Consider the following 19,603-nt stretch of genomic DNA (forward strand, 5'->3'; position numbering starts at 1 on the left):
GAGCATCTGCCAAAATCGTCTATCATGCAGAGGTGCATTATTCAAAAAAGCCCCCCAGCAAGTCGTTCTCATTCACAAGACTCTATCGGAATATCTATTCGTATCATAATAAATAGCAGAACACCTATCTTCCACCGCATATACCTACTTATTCCTTCTGCGCTTATCGTGAAAAGACTTCTGCTATTTCTGACGCTGCTGGCACCTTCTCTCTGCGCTCAGGCCCAGCGCCCAGCCCGACCAATAACCACCATTCCCCAGCTGACCGATTCGATTGAGCGCATCATGCAGCGGGAGCGTATTCCGGGGCTGCTGCTCACGCTCGTCACCCGCGACTCGGTCCTCTTTGCGGGTGGGCTGGGCCTGGCCGATGTAGCGCAGAAGAAACCCGTGACGCCGCACACGCTGTTTCGGGTGGGCTCCGTTACCAAGCCCTTTATCGTGGTGGGGTTGCTGCAACTGATTGAGCAGGGCAAGCTTAGCCTCAACGACGAACTGCGCAAAATTGCCCCCGAAGTACCCATCGACAACCCCTGGGAAGCCACCGACCCGGTGCGCGTGGTGCATGTGCTGGAACACACCGCCGGCTTCGACGACATGCATCTCAACCACGTCTACAATACCACGCCCACCGACCCCAGAGGCACGGCTATAGTTCAGGTTTTTCGTAAAGAGCTGCGCTGCCGGTGGCGGCCCGGCGAGCGCATGTCGTACTCCAACCCTGGGTATCTGGTGGCGGGCTATCTGCTCGAAAAGCTGAGTGGGGAAACGTATGAGCATTATCTCGCTAAAAACGTATTCCGCCCCCTGGGTATGCCCGACGCCACCGCCACCCTGCGACCAGCGTCGGATCCGAAGCTGGCGCGCGGCTATACCTACGCCGATGGCGGCTATCAGCCACTATCCGCGCTGCCCATTTATGCGGGTCCGGCGGGCTCCGTGAGTGCCTCCGCCACCGACATGGCCCAGTGGGTGCAGTTCTTCCTCCGCGACTTCCGCACTCCCGGCGGTGCGGCCTTACTCCAGCCCGCCAGTCTACGCGAAATGGAAACCGTGCATAGCCCCCTCGAAGCCCGCGCCGGCCTGCAAACCGGCTACGCCCTCGCCAACATAATCGTCAGCCAGAAAGGCAAGGCCCCGTTTCGGGGCATAATGGCGGCATTGAAGGGTTTACCTCCATGTTTGCCTACAACCGAGTGCTAGGCATGGGCTATACACTTTCTAATAATGGCGCGAAGCCACTTACCACCATCAGCATTCTGGTGCGCGACTTCCTACTGCGCGATTACCCCACTCCACCCCCACCGCCTACCTTTCCCCTTGATGCGGCAGCCATTGCTCCTTATTTAGGTCACTATCAAAGCGCTGCGCCCCGCAATGCCCTAACTGGCTTCAGTACTCACCTGCTAGGGGGCATTTCGTTGGAGCAAAGTGGGCAACTACTTACGCTCAAGCCTCTTATCGGCGCCCCCGATACGCTCTTGGCTACTGGCCCGCTCACCTTCCGCATCAGCGGCCAGACCCAGCCGAGCGTAGCCCTCACCCGCGACCGCGACGGTGAACTGGTATTGATTTCACCCCAGGGTTACGCGCTTAAAGCGGGCATGTGGTGGTGGTTGCCGCCTACACTATTCTGGGCCAGCATCCTTCTCGCCACCACTTCCAGCATTGCAGGACTGATCTGGATTATTTACGCCTTGCGCAAGCAACTGCCACGCCTTCAGCTGCTGCCGCGCCTGCTGCCGCTACTGGCCACCGTGGCGCTGATAATAGTTGTATTGGCCCTGGTCAGTTTGGGGGGCAATGTGGCGGCGGCCGGACGCATAAGTTTTGAAAGTGTATTGCTCTTCGTAGCGCCGCTGGCCTTCGCCGTGCTCACGCTCTGGGGCCTAGTTCTGACGGTGCGACGCTTCCGCCTGTTCCGCAGCCGCGTGGTAGCCTGGTATTTGCTGCTCACTTATGGCGCCTTGGGCCTAATCGCGACGGTATTAGGGTCGTATGGGTGGCTGGGGCTACAGCTGTGGAGCGTATAAGCAGCAAGCGACGATATTGCCCGGAAGCAGGTAACACTCTTTCCACATTCAAGAAGCCCCAGCCGCCATGCAGCTGGGGCTTTTTTGTACCACTGCTTGAACTTATACACCAAAAAGCCCCCAGCACGATCATAGAGTCGCGGCGGCTTGATCACCATTTTCTGCAGTATCGCTCGGGATTTTGCCGCTACTGAGGCTACTAGACTTTTGCCTGGAATTACTTCGCTGTTATTAATTGGTTTGTATGTCGATATCAGTTAGTTAAGTGAATGACTGGAGCAAATGAACAGCGCATAAAGTTGAGCTTCTATATTGTTTTATTAAAGTTTAATATGTAAATTATTACACCAGCCTTGCAGGAGCGTGCAGGACTTGGTTCGGCCTACCATTCACCCCTTACTGCCATGCAAAACATCCTTGTACCTACCGACTTCTCCCCCGAAGCACACAACGCCTTCGAGGTAGCCATGCAGCTGGCCCACCGCACGCATGGGCAGATCACGTTGTTGCACGTAGTCGATGCGTCGGCTGGCAGTGGTATGGTAACCACCGGCGGCGTATCGAGCGGAGCCTCGCTGCACGGCGTATTTATGGTGGAGCTGCTGCAGCGCACCAAGCACCGAATGCGGCAGCTGATTGCCGAAATGGCCCGAATTGCCCCCGAAGTAACGGTACACGACCAAGTGGCCACCGGCAACGTAGACGAGGCCATTCTGGAAGTTATCCGCGAGCAGCACATGGACCTGGTCGTAATCGGGGCCCAAGTTCACGCGCCGGCGTTCCTGCATTTATTCGAGCTGGATTCGCACGCCGAGCGGCTGGTGCGGCTGGCCCCATGCCCAGTGCTCACAGTCAAGCTGCCAGCGCCTCATTTCGAGGTGCGCTCCATCGTTTTTGCCTCCGATTTTTCTCAGGAAGCCGACCGCGCCGTGAAGAGCTTGAAGCAGGTGTGTGCTGCCTTCCCTGAAGCTACCCTGCACCTGCTCGACGTAGTAACCCGCGCGGAAGATTATTCCAACGCCATCGACCGTATTAATGCCTTCGCCGACCGCCATCACATTCTCAACTTCGAGCCCGACGTGGTAAATGCCCCCCAAGTGAGCATCGGGGTGCCGCGCTACGCCGAGCAGTCGCACGCCGACTTGGTGGTGATGCTTTCCCACGGCCGCACGGGCCTCTGGCATTTCCTGCACGGCGGCAGCACCGCTGAGAGCGTAGCGGTGCAGGCCAAAGCACCAGTACTCACCTTCCACCCGGAGACGTTTTAAAAGAGCATTTCACAGGCTAATGCATAACGGGCTACAACGCGACCATTGAAGAATGGTCACGTCGTAGCCCGTTATGCATTAGCATCTTTCCTGGCTGCACACGCTTCATCATCCTGCGGCCCGAAGGATGACAGGTGGGGGCTTTTTTAGCTACCTGAGAATCTTGAAAACCGCGCACAACTTCCCTAGCTGTGGGCAGAATTAGGCGTGCGTTAAATACTGAGTCTTTTTATATTTTTGTAACCTGATTTGCCCCCCAGGCACTTTTCGTGTCTAGCTAATTGCTTCTTGCGGCTCTCCTTTACCTGCCTACGTTGCTGTACGCGGCCAGTAGTCGCACTCTACGTTTGACACTCCTTTTCTCTCCCTAACCCACCTTTTCTTCTATGACCCGTTTCTTCCGCCACGGCTACTCCTTTGCACTTCTACTTTGGGCGCTGTTGCTGCCCACTACGCTCCTGCTCGCCGGGGTCCGTACACAGCCGCTCACCAATGGTACCCCCAGCATCACTACCAGCGACGGCATAAAGCTTTACACCAAAATTTCAGGGCAGGGCATCCCCTGCGTGTTTGTGCACGGCGGACCGGGCGCTTGGAGCGGCATGCCGGAAGCGCTGGCGGGCCCAAGTCTGGAAGATAAGCTCCAGATGATTTGGTACGATCAGCGGGGCAGCGGCCGCACCCCCAACGACCCGAATAAGAACTACTCCCTTGACCGTATGGTGCAGGATATGGAAGAACTGCGTCAGCAACTGGGCTTGGAAACTTGGCTGATAATGGCCCACTCTTTTGGCGGCACCATCGCGACGGAATATGCGGCGCGCTACCCGCAGCACGTGCGCGGCTTGGTGCTCGTGAATAGCACGCTCAGCATACAGGAAGCCATGAAAAGTACGCTGACAAACGGGCTGAACTTCGCGACCTTGCCCGACAAAGCTCCCTACCTCGACGAAAGTAAGCCGCTGGATGAGCGATTCGGCATGATCATGCCCGTCCTGAGCGAGCAGAACATCTGGTTCAAGCTTCAGTACCAGACCGAAGCCGGCCACCAAAAGGTAACCGAAGCCGACAAGGGTAACCCCGGCACGGGCGAGTTCGGTAGTTACGGCTTTAGCCTGCCGGATTACCGCAAGGATTTCACCGCCCTCACGCCCCAAATTAAAGCGCCCGTGCTGGTTATCACGGGCACCAAAGATTATTGCGTTGGGCCGGAGCATTACAAGATGTTCCGCTTTCCTAATCAGCAGGTAGCGCAGCTACAAGCCGGCCACGTGCCTTTTGTAGAGCAGCCCGAAGCCTTCCGCAAAGCCGTACTTACGTACGTAAAAAAGCTCCCTCGGAAAAACGCATAAGCTAGTGCCTTCATGCGAAAAGCCTGTTCTGTTGTTTAAGCCGTGTATAGTCCAACACCAAAAAGCCCCCCGCTGATCACGGGGGGCTTTTTGGTTGCTGATTATTTTTTCTAAGCCAACATAGATTCTCGCTGCTGCATGCGGCGGTGCAGGGCCGTCCGACGATTACCGCGCAAGGCCGCTTGTACGTCTTCGGCAGCCATGCGGCCAGTTTCGGCGGCGCCATTCATATAGCCCTGATACCAGGCGCTGCAGTGCTCACCGGCGAAGAACATATTGCCTACTGGCTTGCGCTCTGCGCCGGCAATGGTGCTGTACTGCCCTGGCCGGTAGCAGGCGTAGCTAGCCAGCGTGTATTTATGTGTGGGCCAGTGCATGCGCTCCACCCGCCCATTATACTGCCCGCTGGCGGAAGGCCAAGCCTGCTCCAGCACTGGCAAGTAGCGACTTACCTGTGATTCGGGCGTGCCGGTGCCTATTTGTATGCCTTCGTTGCCACCCAAGTACACCGTATAAGCCGATTGGGTAGTAGGCTGCAATTGCCCCGAGTCCCAGCCGGTTTGCACGGTGCTGTCCGTAAAGATGTAGCCCGTGTAGCCGTCGGTGCGCCAAGGGCGGCTTTTGAAACCGAGAATCAGTTTGGCGTTGGTACCGTAGCCCAGGTGTTGAATGGCGTTCGTTTTCCAGGCCGGCAGCGCTACCTGAATATCAATGTTGCGCAGCACAGTGAAGGGAAGCGTGAGCACAACATAGTCGGCCACGACATTGAGGATACTGGCCTGTGGGCGCTCAAAGCTGAGCACATACTGCCCGGTGGTGTTCTGAGCCAGCTTCACTAGCTTGTGCTGCAGCGTGATTTGGCCGTTGAGTTGCTCGGCTAGGGCGTCGGTGAGGCGCTGATTGCCGCCCTGAATCTTGTAGCGCTCGTCACTCTCCCCAAAGATGTCGAAGCTGCCCTTATGCGTATCGGCCGAAAACAGATACAGAAAATTAATGGCCGACTGGTCGTTCACCTCGCGACCATACTCCGTGAGGTAGGCCACATCCAGCAACTCCCTGATCAGGCCCGTCATGCCTAAAGAGTCAAAATATTGGGCAATGGAAAGCTGATCAAAGCGCACCACGGCCGGCGTAAGTTTGTCGTAGGTAATAGTGCCGGGCAGAGCACGAATATCGGCCGCAATTTGGCGAGCGTAAGGCTGGAAAGCCTCAATTACCTGCGCGACGGAATAGTGCTGTCCGTTGAAAAAATAGGCATCCTTTTGAAGCATCGTTTCACTCGGACCTTGCACATCATAAAGCGGCAAAGCAAACTCCCTAGCCAGCTGCAGCATGTCGCGGTGGCCACTGTCGATAAACTCGCCGCCTAGCTCCGTAGTCAGGCCAGGAGCCATTAGGTCGCGAGCGGTAAAAATTCGCCCCCCAGCGCGGTTGCTAGCCTCGTATATATCCGCACGCAAACCATTTTTGCGCAGTTGATACGCGCAGTTGAGTCCGGCTATTCCGGCTCCTACTACCACAATGCGCGGCTGCGTGTCTTTCGCATCGGTAGTGGCGGTGCCGCCCAGTGACAGAGTTGGTTCTACCACCTCAGCCTCGCAGGCCGTGAGCAAACCACCAGCCCCAATGAGCAAACCAAGCTTGGCGGTATTGGCCAAAAAATCCCGGCGACTTTGGCTAGTAGCCATCTGAGCCAACTCGTCGGCGGATGGCGCGCCAGATTCATTGGCGACTGTAGCTAATCCAAAAGCCTTTTGCAGAGCTCTCAATAAAGGAGTACGAGCTTTAAAATGCGGAGTAGATGATTCTTGCATACACATATCTAATTGGAAACAAGGCGGATTTTGAATTATGCTAAAATAATTATTATCAAATAAATTCAAGCAATAGTCCAGTAATTATTAAGCTCTTGTTTTTTACAATATCCTTCTTGTTTTATGAAAAATCGAATATCAAAAAGTTAGAAAAAGACAACGTAGGCTAATGACAAAAAAATTGCACTGTGTATATAAAGCACCTATATTTGATGGTTCATATTCTCACAATTAATACCGATATTATCAACTCTATGACCTTTTTACTTCGCATTTCTCTAGTTGGTGCGCTAGTTAGTAATGTAGTTTTTACTAGCCATGCCCAATCAGAAGCTCCCGTTGTCACGCCCACCACACCTCCTGCTTCGGCTGAAGTAGCTGCTACGCTAGCACCATTGTTAGCTCCTAAACAACTGCAGGAAGCGAGGTATAAGGAAGGAAAGTACAGAGACTATCTAATTAAGCGTTACCCTAATGATAAGGAGGCGCGTGCCGTTATCCACTTATTTAGTCGCAAACAGCGTGGTGGCTTTTTATGGCTTACCGCTGGGGCTGCCACCATTGGATTTATTACCACCCAAACCGGCACCAAAACAAATGACTCAGGTGTCACGACTACCTTCGAAGTTAAGCCTCTAGGCTACGGGATACTGGTAGGTCTGTTTGGTGGCGTCGGCATTGGCAAATTAGCTCGTTTCAGTGATGAAAAGTTATATCTAGCCTTATCTAGCCACGACCAAGGCCAAGCATTTCCAAGTTTTGTGGTGAATAAGCTTCGAGACAAAGATCGCAAATAGAGAGAACGAGACGCACACTCGTATTTTGAAGTAATTCTGAAGCGCGTATTAGACCACTAAAAAGGCCCGGTTACTACCGGGCCTTTTTGGTGGTCTGTGCTCAAAGGGTGAACGAACTTCAGTTACTACTTCTTTTTGGTGGAAGCCAAAGCACATTTTTCACCCATCGCCATCAGCGTACCATTGGCGTCATACACGGTGATAGTGGCGCAGGTAACTTGCACCGACGATTTGGTTTCGGTAAAACGCAGGACTTCCGCCTCAGAGAGTGGTCGGACCAGTGTCACCATCACCGACATTTCCCGCTTGCGAAAGGCAGTGGTACGCCCCAGAAACCCATTTGGTGCTTTGGTGCCGAGCGGTGTACTAATAGGCGCTGCACTGCTTATCACTATCGCTTTGTTGCGGTACGTATTTAGCACTTTGGGCGTCGTTTGGGGCGGGGCAAAAGCAGCAAGCGTCAGCAGGGCCAGCAGGCAGCCTGTTGTCCTCACTTGATGAGCCAGAAAAGCGGCATTTTTTCTATTCATACACCAGCAGGTAAATAAGGCGTTTCGTTTCTACTAACACACCGCTGCTTTACCTTAAACTTTTACTTATTAAGGCTAGATATACCAGACTGCATCAGCGGCCAGCGAAACGTTAACTGTATCACCAGCAGTGGCGCTGCCTACGTTGGTGCGCACCCTAACAATACTACCGGCTACTTGCACATCAAGTTCGGAATAAGAGCCGAAGAAACGCACCGTTTTTACCTCACCTGAAAGGGCGCTTAAACCGACTGGGTTTAGCATGAATTTTTCCGGCCGAATCAGCATGGTTTTACGCTTGCTTTTCGCCCCGGCCGCCGCTACGAAAGCCTTCGCTTGCCCAGCGCTTGTTATTAGATTATATGTTCCAAAAAGACCCGCTACATATTCATTAGCAGGTTGGTTATAAATCTGGGCTGGGGGGCCTTTTTGCACGATTTGCCCCCCATACATCACCACTATCTCATCGGCCCACGAAAGCGTATCCAGCGGATCGTGGGAGATGAGAATACAGGTAATTTGCAGCCGCTCGCCGATATCCTGAATCACTGATTTCAGGATGTTTTTATGCACCATATCCAGGTTAGAAAACGGCTCGTCCAGCAGGAGCAATTTGGGCGAAGAAAGTAGCAGTTTTGCCAAAGCAATCCGCTGCCTTTCACCACCGGATAACTGGTCGGTGCGGCGCTCACCTAAGTGGTCTATTCGACACACTTCGAACAGCGTCTGGGCTTCCGCTCCTGTCAGCTTATTAGCGTATTTTAGCACCTGTTCTACCCGCAAAAACTTAGGCAGCTCAAACTGTTGCGACAGGTACGAAATACCCGGATTGCCAGGCATTAATTGTTCGGCCGGCCCTTTGGCTCTTCGGCCATCAAACCATACTTCACCGGCAGTGGGCTGCACTAGGCCAGCGATGGTTTGAAGGAGGGTGCTTTTGCCCGCTCCAGTTTCGCCAGCCAAAGCAATTTTCTGTAGTTTCTGCTGCGTAAAGCTGACGTCCTTTAGAATGTATTTCTCTTCTTGCAGTGTAATTCCTGATACTGTTAACAAACTCATACTAGCGAAAAAGAGTGTGGAGCGGCCGGCTTAGGCATGAGCAAAAGTAAGCACATAGAAACCGACGCTTCGTGCAGCTTGCACAACGTGGTATTCATACCCTATTATCAACTAAGCAGGCACTTTGGCTGGGTTCTTCTGCGCTACTTCGGCCGCCGTAGCGTCTGCAGAAACGGTGGTTTCGGGGGTATATACTAGCACGTGGGCCGGAGGGATATTTAGTAATACATACGTGTCATCGAGCAGGCGGAAGAAGCGCTCGAACAGACGTTTGTTTTGCAGAGAATATTGAAACAGAATGAGCTTACCATCAGGAAGTAGTGCCTGCTGAGTTTGCTGCATGATACGCCAACCCAGACGGCGCGGCAGCGAAGAAAATGGCAAGCCACAAACCACATAATCGACGGTATCCAGACCCAATTTCTTCAAATATTCGCTGGTTTTGTCGGCCGAGCCGTGGATGATGTACACATTGGGTTGGCCCGAGTAGCGCTCCTTCAGCATCTGGCTAAAACGCCGGTTTACTTCTATCAGCACAATAGCTGTTTCGGCTTTGCGGCGCTGAACGAGAATATCGGTGAAAACGCCCGTTCCAGGGCCGTACTCCACTATGCAGCGGGCGTTGGCAAAGTTGATGGGCGCCATTACTTTCTCGGTTAGCTCGCGCGAGCTGGGCACCATAGAACCTACCACAGCAGGATTACGCAGAAATTCTCCTAAAAAAGACGACATCATGAAGCTAGAATCTGGTGTTGGAGCAGGCCGTACCCGCCGCAACTTGTACGACAGTTTCCGGCCATGAGTACACAAGTTCTGCCTGATTAGCCGCAAGAGAAAAGCCCCCCAGTACCACTATCAACTGTAGATAGCAGTACTGGGGGGCTTTTTAGCGACGTAGAGTAGCTCCTTATTTTTTTCTAAACGCGAGATAGTCGAGGTAGTACAGGATCTTCACGGAGACGGAGTTATTGTGCGGCGTGTTGATGGTGTTGCTCAGGTTGTCGAAGTAAAGTGGGGTGGCTTCGTTGGCCTGCAAAAACGACGTACCCGCGTTCTTCCACACGACGCTAATCTGGGAGCCGGGCGCAAACCACCACGAGTACACAGCGTCTACGTTGAAGGCGTTGTAGGTATTGTCGCGGTTGCGGCGGTAGTCCACGAGTTGCTCATTGCCGCCCGGCGACAGCATCGAGAAGTCGGCGTACCGTACGTTGCTAGTATAGTGGCGCGTACGTAGCGTGAACGACATACGATTGGTGAACGTGTAGGCCACCGACAAGACGTTGGAAACCGTAGCTACGTCGCGGCGACCCAGAATAACCTGCCCCATAAAGGGCTCATCCATCGGCTCGTCGCGCGACATACCGCCGTTTACGTACCCAATCTGGTTGCCATCAAAGCTCCAATCGAGGCTGTAGCGGAAGGTGAGGTGATCATTCACGCGGTAGCGTGGATAAGCGCCGAAACGGTAGCTTACCCGCCGGTCGCGGGCGAAGCGGTTGTCGAGGGCGTACGTGCTGTTACCGGCGTTCATGCCCAGCGCGAACTTCTTGCGCGTATCCGAATTAAAAAACACGATCAGGCTGGTGCTGCCGGGCACGCGCACGTAATATTCGCCCAACGGGAACACGCGCGGCTCAAAGTAGTCGTGGTTGCGCGGGTCCACGTTGAAGTCGAAGCCCACTTGCAGAAAGTTCTTGGTGAACGTGGTGTTAGCGCCCAGATAAAAGCTCGTGCTTTGATAGCGCGTGGGCTTATACAACAAGGTGTGCCTTGCCTGCCCAAACAGGTAGAAGTTATTCACCTTCCAAAACGGCTTGTATTTCCAGTAGCCCATGTCTAGCGACTGGGTGATTTTGTTGTTGCCGAACAGAATTCCCAGGTCGTTCGGGTTATAGGTATCCGACTCGATGCCGTGGTTCAGTCCCCAGGTAAATTTGCCGCTGATTTTGCCCACGCCTACCCGGTATTTGTAGCCATCCTGGTCACTCACTTGATCATCGGAGCCGAAGGAGGTGCCGCGGCGGCGTGAGTACACTACGCTGCCATCGAAGGCATAGGCGTTTTTCTTGTCAGCGAAGCGAAAAAGCCCCCCAGTTACGTTTGCATCGTAAGTTTTGCCCCAGCGCGTGACGTTGGTATTGATCAGGCTCACGTAGGAATTGTTCTTCAGGCTCTGGTCGAGCACGGCAATATTGTAGTTGCTGAAAGGCTGGGTTTGCACCTCACGCTCCTCCCCCGTTTCGGTGTTGCGCACGGTGGCGTACACATCGTTACTTAGTGCATTGAACAACCCGATTCCCAAGCCTTTGCTCGTGCGGCCCGATACTTTGGTGGCGTTCAGCAGCCGGGTTTCGGAGGGGTTGCGCACGATCTTTTCGTCTTCCTCCGTGGCTACATCATAAAAGCCGATGGGCGTGGCGCCCACGCGGCGGGAGTAGAACAGATTGCCTTTGTTAAATAGCTCGGTGCCTTCGGTGAAAAACGGCCGGTTCTCGTTGAATTGCACCTCGAAAGGCGACAAGTTGAGCACTTGATTATCGCTCTGCACCTGCCCAAAGTCAGGGACCAACGTGGCGTCCAAGGTGAAGCTTTCGTTGATGCCCCATTTCAGGTCAGCGCCACCGTTGAAGCTGGTGGTAGTGCGGCGCGTGCCGTCGGCGTTCAATGGGTTGTGGTTCACGTAAGTAGACACGTAAGGCGTGAGCGACAAGCGCAGTGGCGGCTCCACGTTTTGGATACCGCGCAGCTCGCCCCATTGGTTCACAAAACCATCGACTTCGGGCTTCACTTCGTTCCAAAAAAACTGCGCATTATCGCGCTTGCGTTGGCGGGCAAAATTTAGCCCCCAAAGTTGCTCGGGCGCCTTACTGAAGCGAATGGCCGAGTACGGAATGCGCATTTCGGCAATCCAGTCGGTGCCGCGCTGGCTGGTTTGGGCGTCCCACACGGCGTTCCAGTTCCAGTCTTCGCCGCTGGCCGGCGAGTAGCGCGCATCTAGCTGAACTCCCGAAGTGGTTACGGTGAAGTTGTAGCCGTTGAGCTTGTCGTTGTACGTGTCCAGAAAAATGGAAAACAGATCAGTGTTGCCAAACTGGTCACGCTGAGTCATTTCTCGCAAAATGGAATCGGGGCTAATATCGTGCATGATGGCACCGATGTAGAGGTTGGCGTCATCATAGAGTATGCGCACCTCCGTTTTCTGCTTTTCCGGTACGCCGGGGTTGGGCCGCTGCTGAATAAAATCGGTGGCTACCGTCGCCTGCTGCCACATAGCCTCACTTAGCTCGCCGTCGAGCTTGATCGGCTCGGTGATGCGTAGCGCCTGGAGCTGGCGCTTGGGAGCGGCTGTGGCGGAACTGATGGGGGCCGGAGTTTGCTGGGCTACCGCAAAATGCCCCCCAGCCACGAATCCGGCCAGTAAAAGACAAAAACGCAGGGTAAAATTGAAAGACATAGCGCGGGTGAATTAGAAAAGAAACGTATGGTGGTGAAGTGGAAAACAGCGGCAGAAAAGTGCCCGAGAAATATGGGCGTACCAGTGGCTGGCAGCAGCAAAACGCAGCGCGAAAAGGAGATGAAATTGAAACGTGGAGAGCCGCGTAGTACGGCCGGGATCAGCTAATAAAACAGATTGCCGCTAGCAGAAATTTGTAGTGCAAATACGAAGCTGGCGGGGGGCAAAAAACCAGATTCGGGATGGTGAACGAGGCGATTACCAGAGTTAAGTCTAAACGTTACAGCCGGATTCAATTATTTTTTCAACGCTTTGGGTGAGAGGAGTAACGACCGTATTCGGCGCTGGTAACTCCGCGATTTCAGGAAGGTTACAGCCCGATCAAAAAATATTATCGGCGCGGAATAACTGGGTGTCACAGCCTTCATTCTACCTCATCTTATTGGGGTCAAGCCACTTGACATGCCTAAGCTGTGTGGACAGACTTTGCTTTTACTTGCCATTCATGATTTGGCTTGAGTCCTTTATTGTTCACGTCGCCTTCGACCGGCTAAAGGGAACCGAAGCGTTCCTTCTTACCTTTCAGGCTCATATTGCTACCTCAACCACCACTTTCCTCATGCCCAAACTACTCTTTTCTCCTGGTAGGCTTTTATTAGCAAATACGCTTTTCACCTTCAGTTTTGCTGCCACTGTGAATCCGACTTCCAGCCACGCCCAAACGACAGCCCCAACGTTTACGGCTACGGCCACCCGCCCCGACAACAATGCAGTATTAGCTCCTTGGGCCGGGCCTTACGGCGGCGTACCGGCTTTCGATAAGGTGGAAGTGGCGCAGTTTAAGCCGGCCTTGGAATCTGCCATGGCCGAAAACTTGAAGGAAATTCAGGCCATTGCCAGTAACAAGCAAGCTCCCAATTTCGAGAATACTATTGCTGCCTTGGAGCGGGCTGGTCAATCCCTCGACCAGGTGCAGACCGTGTATGGCGTCTGGACGGGGACAATGAGCAACCCGGAGGTGCAGTTGGTGCAGCGGGAAATGGCTCCCAAGATGGCGGCCTTCTCCGACCAGATTACGCAGAATGAGCCCCTTTTCCGCCGCATTGAGGCGGTATATAACTCACCTGACAAAAAGAAGCTGACGCCTGAGCAGCAGCGCTTGGCGTTTGTGTATTACAACAACTTCGTGCGGGCGGGTGCTAAGCTTGATGCCAAAGCGAAGACGCGTTTGTCGGCCATCAACCAAGAGCTGGCTGGGCACTTCACGCGCTTCAGCCAAAACGTATTGGCCGATGAGACGGATTCCGTGCTGGTGCTAAAAACGCCCGCTGACCTTGGTGGTTTGTCAGCTTCGCTACGCGAAGATGCAGCCAAGGCTGCCGCTGACCGCAAACTGTCGGCTGCTGGCGTGATTACCAATACGCGCTCTTCCATCGACCCTTTCCTGACCTACTCCGACCAGCGCAAACTGCGCGAAAAGGCCTGGCGCATGTTCTACAGCCGCGGCGACAATGGCGGCGCCCACGACAACAACGCCCTGATTACTCAGATTCTACAGCTACGCGCTGAGCGCGCCAAGCTATTGGGATACGCCACCCACGCACACCTGCGCCTCGACAACACTATGGCCAAGACGCCCGAAAAGGCAATGGCGCTGATGGAAGAAGTGTGGAAGCCGGCCGTGGCGCGCGTGAAAGAAGAAGTGGCCGATATGCAGGCCTTGGCCAAGAAAGAAGGCGCCACCTTCAAGATTGAGCCCTGGGACTACCGCTATTACGCCGAGAAAGTCCGCAAAGACCGTTATGACCTCGACCAGAATGAGGTAAAGCAGTATTTGCAGCTGGATAAAATGCGCGAAGGCATGTTTTGGGTCGCTGGTGAGCTGTTTAATTTCACTTTTAGCCCCGTCACCAATGTACCCGTGTACCACCCCGATGTGAAGGTGTGGGAAGTGAAAGACAAGACCTCCGGCAAGCAGGTAGGCCTCTGGTATTTTGACCCGTATGCGCGCCCCGGCAAACGCTCTGGGGCCTGGATGAATGCCTATCGTAAGCAGGAGCGCATGGACGGCAAGCCCGTTACGACCATTGTGTCGAATAACTCCAACTTCGTGAAGGGCAAAGACGGTGCGCCAACCTTGATTTCCTGGACCGACGCCACTACCCTTTTCCACGAGTTTGGTCATGCCTTGCACGGGCTTTCTTCCAACGTCACTTATCCCACACTATCCGGCACTAGCGTAGTGCGCGACTATGTTGAGTTCCCCTCGCAGGTGCTGGAAAACTGGCTTTCTACGCCGCAAGTGCTTCAGCGCTTTGCCGTGCATTACCAAACCGGTAAGCCCATTCCGCAAGCACTAGTTGACCGCATTGAGAAGGCCGCTACATTCAATCAGGGTTTCGAGACCACCGAGTTTTTGGCCAGCGCTCTGATTGATATGAAGCTGCACCTAGCCGGCGACCAGAAGATTGACCCCGACAAATTTGAGCGTGAAACCCTGGCGCAGCTAGGCATGCCGAGCGAGATTGTGATGCGTCACCGCACGCCACAGTTCTCGCACGTTTTCTCGTCTGATGGCTACTCAGCTGGCTACTACAGTTACCTCTGGTCGGTGGTAATTGCGGCCGATGCGTATGGTGCCTTTACTGAGGCTGGCGGCCCGTACGACAAAGCCGTGGGCAAGCGCCTTACCCAGCAGATTTTCTCCGTGGGTAACACCGTTGACCCTGCCGAAGCCTACCGCTCCTTCCGGGGCCGCGACCCCAAAACGGAGGCCCTGATGCGCGAGCGTGGCTTCCCGGTAACAGAGGCCAAAGCAACCAAACCAACGGATAAAAAGGCCCCTAGCAAGAAAAAAAGCTAATCTCTTGCACTTTTCGGCAAGGATTACCTGCCCGATTAATTTAAAAAAAGCCTCCGCTACTGATGTAGTGGAGGCTTTTTTTAAAAGGCAGTAAATTGAATGCGTTTAATGCCGATTACAAGGGTTGACCCATAGTTTGCACATCTGCCAATGTCTGTCGGATTTCGGCAAATAGTGGCCTGGCCGAAGCTGTAGGTTGTGTGCATTGCGCCTGTAAGTCCCGCATCGTATGTAAGGCGTCGGGAAAAACCAGTGAGTCTTGGCAAGGAACTACAAGTTCTTCCAGCAAGCAACCGAAGGCCCGTACTTCCAAGCGCTGCAAAGCATGAGCGCATTCCAGTTTTTCGGGGTCGAAGAAGCAGGCGGCGCCAAAGTCGCTGAGCAAGCTGGCGCCGGCTTCCGTAGTCAGAATATTATGGGCGTATAAGTCGCCATGCATGATGCCGCCCGCGTGCAGGTGCTCAGCGGCGGCAGCAATGCCGTGGGCAATTTGCAAGGCAGCTTTTAAGCTAAAGCTCGTACCATCCGCGTACACGTCGCGGGTGCACGACGCAAAGCTGGGCGGGCCGGCCAGATTGCGAAATTCTGGGTCAATCAAGTCCAGCACTAACCCTTCAACTCCGTTGGGATGACCGCCTATTTTGCCCCCCACGGCCACCAGATTAGGATGAGCGCCGGCGCTGATACAGGCCGCCATTTCGCTGCGCGGCAGTCCGTCGCTGGTCACGGCACCTTTGAAAAGCTTCACTGCCACGGCCTGCGAAGCCGCATTTTCGCGCTGCCATTGCCCCTGGTAAATAACCCCCGATGCTCCCTCGCCTAGCTGCTGCTGCAAGGTTAGGGTAGCCCAATCGATGGTGGTGATGGGGTGTTGGGCCACGGCCTTCTGTTCAGCTTCCTCGCTAAAAGGGTTGCCGGCATATGCCAGCCACGACAGGCGCGGCAGCGTTAAAAGCCACTGCGGCAATTCCTCAAACCGATTGGCAGCAATGCGCACCAATTCCAACCGCGTACAGGCCACCATGCTCGCGGGCAGTTCTGTGAGCTGGTTGCCGGCCAGCATTAGCTTTTGCAAGTATTGGCAGTTGCCCAACTCGGGCGGGAGTTCGCGGAGCTGGTTATCGGTGAGAATGAGCCAGCGCAACGCGGGCGTAAGCGCCGCTGCCGGCAGAGTTTGAATTTGATTTGCCTTAAACCCAACCATGCTCAGCTGCGGGCATTGACCCAAAACTTCGGGCACGCTGGCAAACCGATTGTCGGAACAGAACAGAATGCGCAGCTTGTGCAGCCGCCCGAAATCGGATGGCAAAGCGGATAACTTATTGCCGGAAAGATTGAGAATTTCGAGCGTGTCGGCCAGTTCAAAAATCTCAGTGGGAAACTCCGTGAGGCCTTCAGATAAATCGAGGCGAGTGGTACCGGCCAGCTTTCCAGCGCGCAATTGATCAAGCGTATGCATCCGGCAAAGGTAGCTTTGGAAGGCTGTGACCAGCGTATCAAATATGAAATTGGCTACCATACAGTCGAAAAAAGCCCCCCAAACATTCTGGAATGTTCGGGGGCTTTTTTCGACTGTATTAAGCAGCACTACCCTCGGGGTGGCACCGGATATTTGTCAAACAGCGTTCTGATGGCGTCGTTGATGCGCTTGGTAAGCTTGTCGGGTTTGGGTGTCAGAATGCTGGCCACCGACCCTTCCCAAATCAGTTCGTTGCGGGCCGCGTCCACCACTTCTATGGTGGCGGTACCTTCTTCGTAGGTGCCCGTTGCCACCTCTTGGCTTTGCCAACGGTAGTTGCGCTGCCCGATATACAAGGGGGCTTCCTGAATAGTAGTCTGGCGGGTTTGGGTTTTGTCCTTGATAACGACCCCAATATTCACCAACAGATCCGGCGAGTCCGATTGCTGATAGCCGCGCCGCGTCATCTCCCGGCTCACGGCTTGCTTCAGGGTTTCGATACCGGTGCCGGGGCCCTCGAATGCGGCCTCGTTGCGGGCATTCACATCCATGAAGTTATAGGTTTTATAGGTCGTAAAGTCGACGCCTGATTGCTGCGTGATATCTTTTACCTGCTCAGGCGCACAGGCTGCCAGGCTCAGCAAGAGCAGTAGAAGAAACGTTTTCATAGCTATGAACACAGAGATAGAACTACTGATTTAGGCGAAGCCAAGCACCGGGTGAGGTAAATACAGCTCTTCCAGACGGGTAATTTCATCCTCAGAAAGCTGCACATCCAGCGCGGCTACGGCATCCTCAAGATGGCCAGTTTTGCTGGCCCCGATGATGGGCGCCGTCACCACGGGCTTCGACAGCATCCAGGCCAATGCCACCTGCGCATTGGGCAGACCGCGGGCTTCGGCTACTTCCGTCACGCGGGCCGCCACGTCGAAGTCATCGTCGCGGGAATACAGCGCTTGGCCAAAGATATCGGTGCGGGCGCGTTCGGTTTCGTTGCGGGCTTTGCTGCGCTTGCCCGTGAGCAGCCCGCGCGCCAGCGGCGACCACGGAATGACGCCGATCTTCTGATCCTGACACAGCGGCAGCATTTCGCGTTCTTCCTCCCGGTACACGAGGTTGTAGTGGGGTTGCATACTCACAAAGCGCGTCCAGCCGTGCAGATCCGATAAATACAGCGCCTGCGCGAACTGCCACGAAAACATTGAGGATGCGCCAATGTAGCGCGCCTTACCCGCTTTCACCACGTCGTGCAGGGCCTCCAGCGTTTCCTCAATGGGCGTATCGTAGTCCCAGCGGTGAATCTGATAGAGGTCGACGTAGTCGGTACCGAGGCGCTTAAGGCTGGCATCGATAGCCTTCATTATATGCTTGCGCGACAGCCCTTTATCGTTAGGGCCCGCCCCCATCGCATTATATACTTTGGTGGCAATAACCACGTCGTCGCGCGAGGCAAAGTCGCGCAGGGCCCGCCCGACTACTTCCTCGCTGGCGCCGTTGGAATACACGTCGGCCGTATCGAAAAAGTTGATTCCCAGTTCCAACGCTTTCTGAATGAAAGGCCGGCTCTGCTCCTCGTTTAGAGCCCACGGCCAGCGGTCGGTGGGGGTGCCGTAGGTCATCGTACCTAGGCAAATTCTAGAAACCTGAAGGCCAGAGGCCCCTAAACGGATGTAGTCCATGCTGTCGTGCTGAAGTGCTGGCTACTGTATACGCTCAGAAAGCGGCAAAGGCCGATGTTTAGGTCAGGGCCAAATACGAATGACGTTACTTGCCGGGGGGCTTTTTTATGCTTCTTCCCGCAGCTTGGGTACCAGCCACACCACCACCCCACCCAGAAGCGCCACCAGCGCAAACGACCAGCGTAGATTAGAAGCTTTCGCCACGAACCCTACCAGCGGCGGCACGATCAGAAAACCGAAATAGCTCACCGTTGAAACAGAGGCAATAGCTGCCCCAGCGCGCTCAGGACTAGCTTTGCCAACGAGCCCAAACACCAGCGGCACCACGCATGACACGCCCAGCCCGCCCAGCACGAACCCCACGCCAGCCAACAGAGGCGTCGGAAAAGCGGCCGCCAGCAGTAAGCCGGTTGTCATTAGGATGCCGCTGGCTTGTAACATGGGTTTGGTGCCAAAACGGCTTACTGCCCAGTCGCCGAGGAAGCGGCCCGTAGTCATGGCAACTAGGTAGGCCGTAAATCCTAGTGTTGCTAATTCCTTGGGTGCGTGCACGGCCTGCACCAAGTACACGCCCGTCCAGTCATACAGCGTGCCTTCGCAGGCCATAGAGGCGAACGTGATAAGGCCGTATTTCAACAGGTGTTTGTCGGGCCACGAAAAGCGCGACTTGGTAGCGGGTGGTGACGGCGGCAGCGCCAACGCATTTGGGAAAAACGCCAATGACAGCGCCGTGAGCAGCACCGCTACGCCCAAAAAGTGATAGCTAATGGGCACCGAGCCTCGAATCAGCAAGGTGCCAACTCCCGCAGCCGCAAACCCCGCCACGCTCCAGACGCCATGAAACGAAGCAATAATGGAGCGCTTATACAAAGCCTGCACGCCCACCGACTGCGCGTTCATGCTCAGGTTGAGCAGATTGCGCGAGGAGCCAAAGCAGAATAGTAGCGCTACCAACTGCCAGGTGTGGGTGGCAAAACCCAGAAGTGCTAGTGCACCATTGTAGAGAATAGCGCCCGCCATCATCACATGGCGGCTACTAAAATGCTGTAATAACTGACCGGTAACGGGCAGCGTGAGCATCAGGCCAGCCGGCAGGGCCAGCAAAACGCCCCCCAGCTGCGCCTCATTGAGCCCAAGCTGGTGTTGAATCAGGGGAATGCGGGAGGCCCAGGTAGCAAACCCAAACCCTGAGACAAAGAAGAATAGTGCAATGGCAATTCGCGCCCGCGTGGGAGACGCGGGGGGCACGGCAGTCAATACCTGACTCATGGCAAACGGATAGGCGGCACGTA

Annotated in this window: 15 protein-coding genes; 6 read left to right on the plus strand and 9 right to left on the minus strand. The window is 54.7% G+C overall.

What is annotated here, in order from left to right:
- Positions 1-168 precede the first annotated feature (168 nt).
- The 4 genes from G7064_RS04710 to G7064_RS04725 all read left to right on the plus strand — a co-directional run bounded on the left by G7064_RS04710 (position 169) and on the right by G7064_RS04725 (position 4,653).
- Complete coding sequence (locus G7064_RS04710) at positions 169-1,203, plus strand: serine hydrolase domain-containing protein (protein WP_166072667.1); 1,035 nt, start codon at positions 169-171, stop codon at positions 1,201-1,203.
- Positions 1,179-2,033 (plus strand): hypothetical protein, encoded by an 855-nt coding sequence (locus G7064_RS04715; protein ID WP_166072668.1) that lies wholly within the window; start codon positions 1,179-1,181, stop codon positions 2,031-2,033. The genes G7064_RS04710 and G7064_RS04715 overlap by 25 nt, the downstream gene beginning before the upstream one ends.
- A 404-nt stretch (positions 2,034-2,437) precedes the next feature.
- The gene (locus G7064_RS04720; RefSeq protein ID WP_166072669.1) at positions 2,438-3,301 is read left to right on the plus strand and encodes a universal stress protein; all 864 of its coding nucleotides are present in this window, start codon (positions 2,438-2,440) and stop codon (positions 3,299-3,301) included.
- A gap of 386 nt (positions 3,302-3,687) precedes the next feature.
- Positions 3,688-4,653: an alpha/beta fold hydrolase gene (locus G7064_RS04725; protein ID WP_166072670.1), complete on the plus strand. Its 966-nt coding sequence runs from the start codon at positions 3,688-3,690 to the stop codon at positions 4,651-4,653.
- Positions 4,654-4,763: 110 nt separating this feature from the next.
- Here the strand turns inward: G7064_RS04725 and G7064_RS04730 are convergent, their stop codons facing one another.
- Positions 4,764-6,467 carry a flavin monoamine oxidase family protein gene (locus G7064_RS04730; RefSeq protein WP_166072671.1) on the minus strand — a complete coding sequence of 568 codons (1,704 nt, stop codon included), beginning with the start codon at positions 6,465-6,467 and terminating at the stop codon, positions 4,764-4,766.
- A gap of 212 nt (positions 6,468-6,679) precedes the next feature.
- Here G7064_RS04730 and G7064_RS04735 point away from each other — a divergent pair, with 212 nt between their 5' ends.
- Positions 6,680-7,264, plus strand: coding sequence for a hypothetical protein (locus G7064_RS04735; protein WP_166072672.1), 585 nt, complete (start codon positions 6,680-6,682; stop codon positions 7,262-7,264).
- A 125-nt stretch (positions 7,265-7,389) separates the two neighbouring features.
- On the opposite strand, the gene G7064_RS04740 is transcribed toward G7064_RS04735, so the two are convergent.
- The 4 genes from G7064_RS04740 to G7064_RS04755 form a co-directional block, all read right to left on the minus strand.
- Positions 7,390-7,794, minus strand: a complete 405-nt coding sequence (locus tag G7064_RS04740) for a hypothetical protein (RefSeq protein ID WP_166072673.1) — start codon at positions 7,792-7,794, stop codon at positions 7,390-7,392.
- Between the two features lie 75 nt (positions 7,795-7,869).
- On the minus strand, positions 7,870-8,853 hold the full coding sequence (locus G7064_RS04745; RefSeq protein ID WP_166072674.1) for an ABC transporter ATP-binding protein: 984 nt from the start codon (positions 8,851-8,853) through the stop codon (positions 7,870-7,872).
- 111 nt (positions 8,854-8,964) lie between these two features.
- A complete protein-coding gene (locus G7064_RS04750; protein WP_166072675.1) occupies positions 8,965-9,588 on the minus strand; it encodes a class I SAM-dependent methyltransferase in 624 nt (207 codons plus the stop codon).
- Positions 9,589-9,760: 172 nt separating this feature from the next.
- The gene (locus G7064_RS04755) at positions 9,761-12,310 is read right to left on the minus strand and encodes a DUF5916 domain-containing protein (protein ID WP_166072676.1); all 2,550 of its coding nucleotides are present in this window, start codon (positions 12,308-12,310) and stop codon (positions 9,761-9,763) included.
- Between the two features lie 505 nt (positions 12,311-12,815).
- Between G7064_RS04755 and G7064_RS04760 the strand changes: the two genes are divergently transcribed.
- The gene (locus tag G7064_RS04760) at positions 12,816-15,173 is read left to right on the plus strand and encodes a M3 family metallopeptidase (protein WP_240935739.1); all 2,358 of its coding nucleotides are present in this window, start codon (positions 12,816-12,818) and stop codon (positions 15,171-15,173) included.
- 115 nt (positions 15,174-15,288) lie between these two features.
- On the opposite strand, the gene G7064_RS04765 is transcribed toward G7064_RS04760, so the two are convergent.
- The 4 genes from G7064_RS04765 to G7064_RS04780 form a co-directional block, all read right to left on the minus strand.
- Positions 15,289-16,632: a leucine-rich repeat-containing protein kinase family protein gene (locus tag G7064_RS04765; protein WP_166072677.1), complete on the minus strand. Its 1,344-nt coding sequence runs from the start codon at positions 16,630-16,632 to the stop codon at positions 15,289-15,291.
- 128 nt (positions 16,633-16,760) lie between these two features.
- Positions 16,761-17,300 (minus strand): DUF4136 domain-containing protein, encoded by a 540-nt coding sequence (locus G7064_RS04770; RefSeq protein ID WP_166072678.1) that lies wholly within the window; start codon positions 17,298-17,300, stop codon positions 16,761-16,763.
- Positions 17,301-17,330: 30 nt separating this feature from the next.
- On the minus strand, positions 17,331-18,251 hold the full coding sequence (locus G7064_RS04775) for an aldo/keto reductase (protein WP_317172824.1): 921 nt from the start codon (positions 18,249-18,251) through the stop codon (positions 17,331-17,333).
- A 165-nt stretch (positions 18,252-18,416) separates the two neighbouring features.
- Positions 18,417-19,580 carry an MFS transporter gene (locus tag G7064_RS04780; RefSeq protein ID WP_166072680.1) on the minus strand — a complete coding sequence of 388 codons (1,164 nt, stop codon included), beginning with the start codon at positions 19,578-19,580 and terminating at the stop codon, positions 18,417-18,419.
- Positions 19,581-19,603 lie beyond the last annotated feature (23 nt).

The sequence above is a fragment of the Hymenobacter sp. HDW8 genome (assembly GCF_011305775.1).
Classification (GTDB): domain Bacteria; phylum Bacteroidota; class Bacteroidia; order Cytophagales; family Hymenobacteraceae; genus Hymenobacter; species Hymenobacter radiodurans.

Bases quoted from the DNA above. Each gene is read 5' to 3' on its own strand.
- G7064_RS04715 (WP_166072668.1), top strand. From the start codon at position 1,179: ATGTTTGCCTACAACCGAGTGCTAGGCATGGGCTATACACTTTCTAAT.
- G7064_RS04720 (WP_166072669.1), top strand. From the start codon at position 2,438: ATGCAAAACATCCTTGTACCTACCGACTTCTCCCCCGAAGCACACAAC.
- G7064_RS04725 (WP_166072670.1), top strand. From the start codon at position 3,688: ATGACCCGTTTCTTCCGCCACGGCTACTCCTTTGCACTTCTACTTTGG.
- G7064_RS04730 (WP_166072671.1), bottom strand. From the start codon at position 6,467: ATGCAAGAATCATCTACTCCGCATTTTAAAGCTCGTACTCCTTTATTG.
- G7064_RS04735 (WP_166072672.1), top strand. From the start codon at position 6,680: ATGGTTCATATTCTCACAATTAATACCGATATTATCAACTCTATGACC.
- G7064_RS04740 (WP_166072673.1), bottom strand. From the start codon at position 7,794: ATGAATAGAAAAAATGCCGCTTTTCTGGCTCATCAAGTGAGGACAACA.
- G7064_RS04745 (WP_166072674.1), bottom strand. From the start codon at position 8,853: ATGAGTTTGTTAACAGTATCAGGAATTACACTGCAAGAAGAGAAATAC.
- G7064_RS04750 (WP_166072675.1), bottom strand. From the start codon at position 9,588: ATGATGTCGTCTTTTTTAGGAGAATTTCTGCGTAATCCTGCTGTGGTA.
- G7064_RS04755 (WP_166072676.1), bottom strand. From the start codon at position 12,310: ATGTCTTTCAATTTTACCCTGCGTTTTTGTCTTTTACTGGCCGGATTC.
- G7064_RS04760 (WP_240935739.1), top strand. From the start codon at position 12,816: ATGATTTGGCTTGAGTCCTTTATTGTTCACGTCGCCTTCGACCGGCTA.
- G7064_RS04765 (WP_166072677.1), bottom strand. From the start codon at position 16,632: ATGCATACGCTTGATCAATTGCGCGCTGGAAAGCTGGCCGGTACCACT.
- G7064_RS04770 (WP_166072678.1), bottom strand. From the start codon at position 17,300: ATGAAAACGTTTCTTCTACTGCTCTTGCTGAGCCTGGCAGCCTGTGCG.
- G7064_RS04775 (WP_317172824.1), bottom strand. From the start codon at position 18,251: ATGACCTACGGCACCCCCACCGACCGCTGGCCGTGGGCTCTAAACGAG.
- G7064_RS04780 (WP_166072680.1), bottom strand. From the start codon at position 19,580: ATGAGTCAGGTATTGACTGCCGTGCCCCCCGCGTCTCCCACGCGGGCG.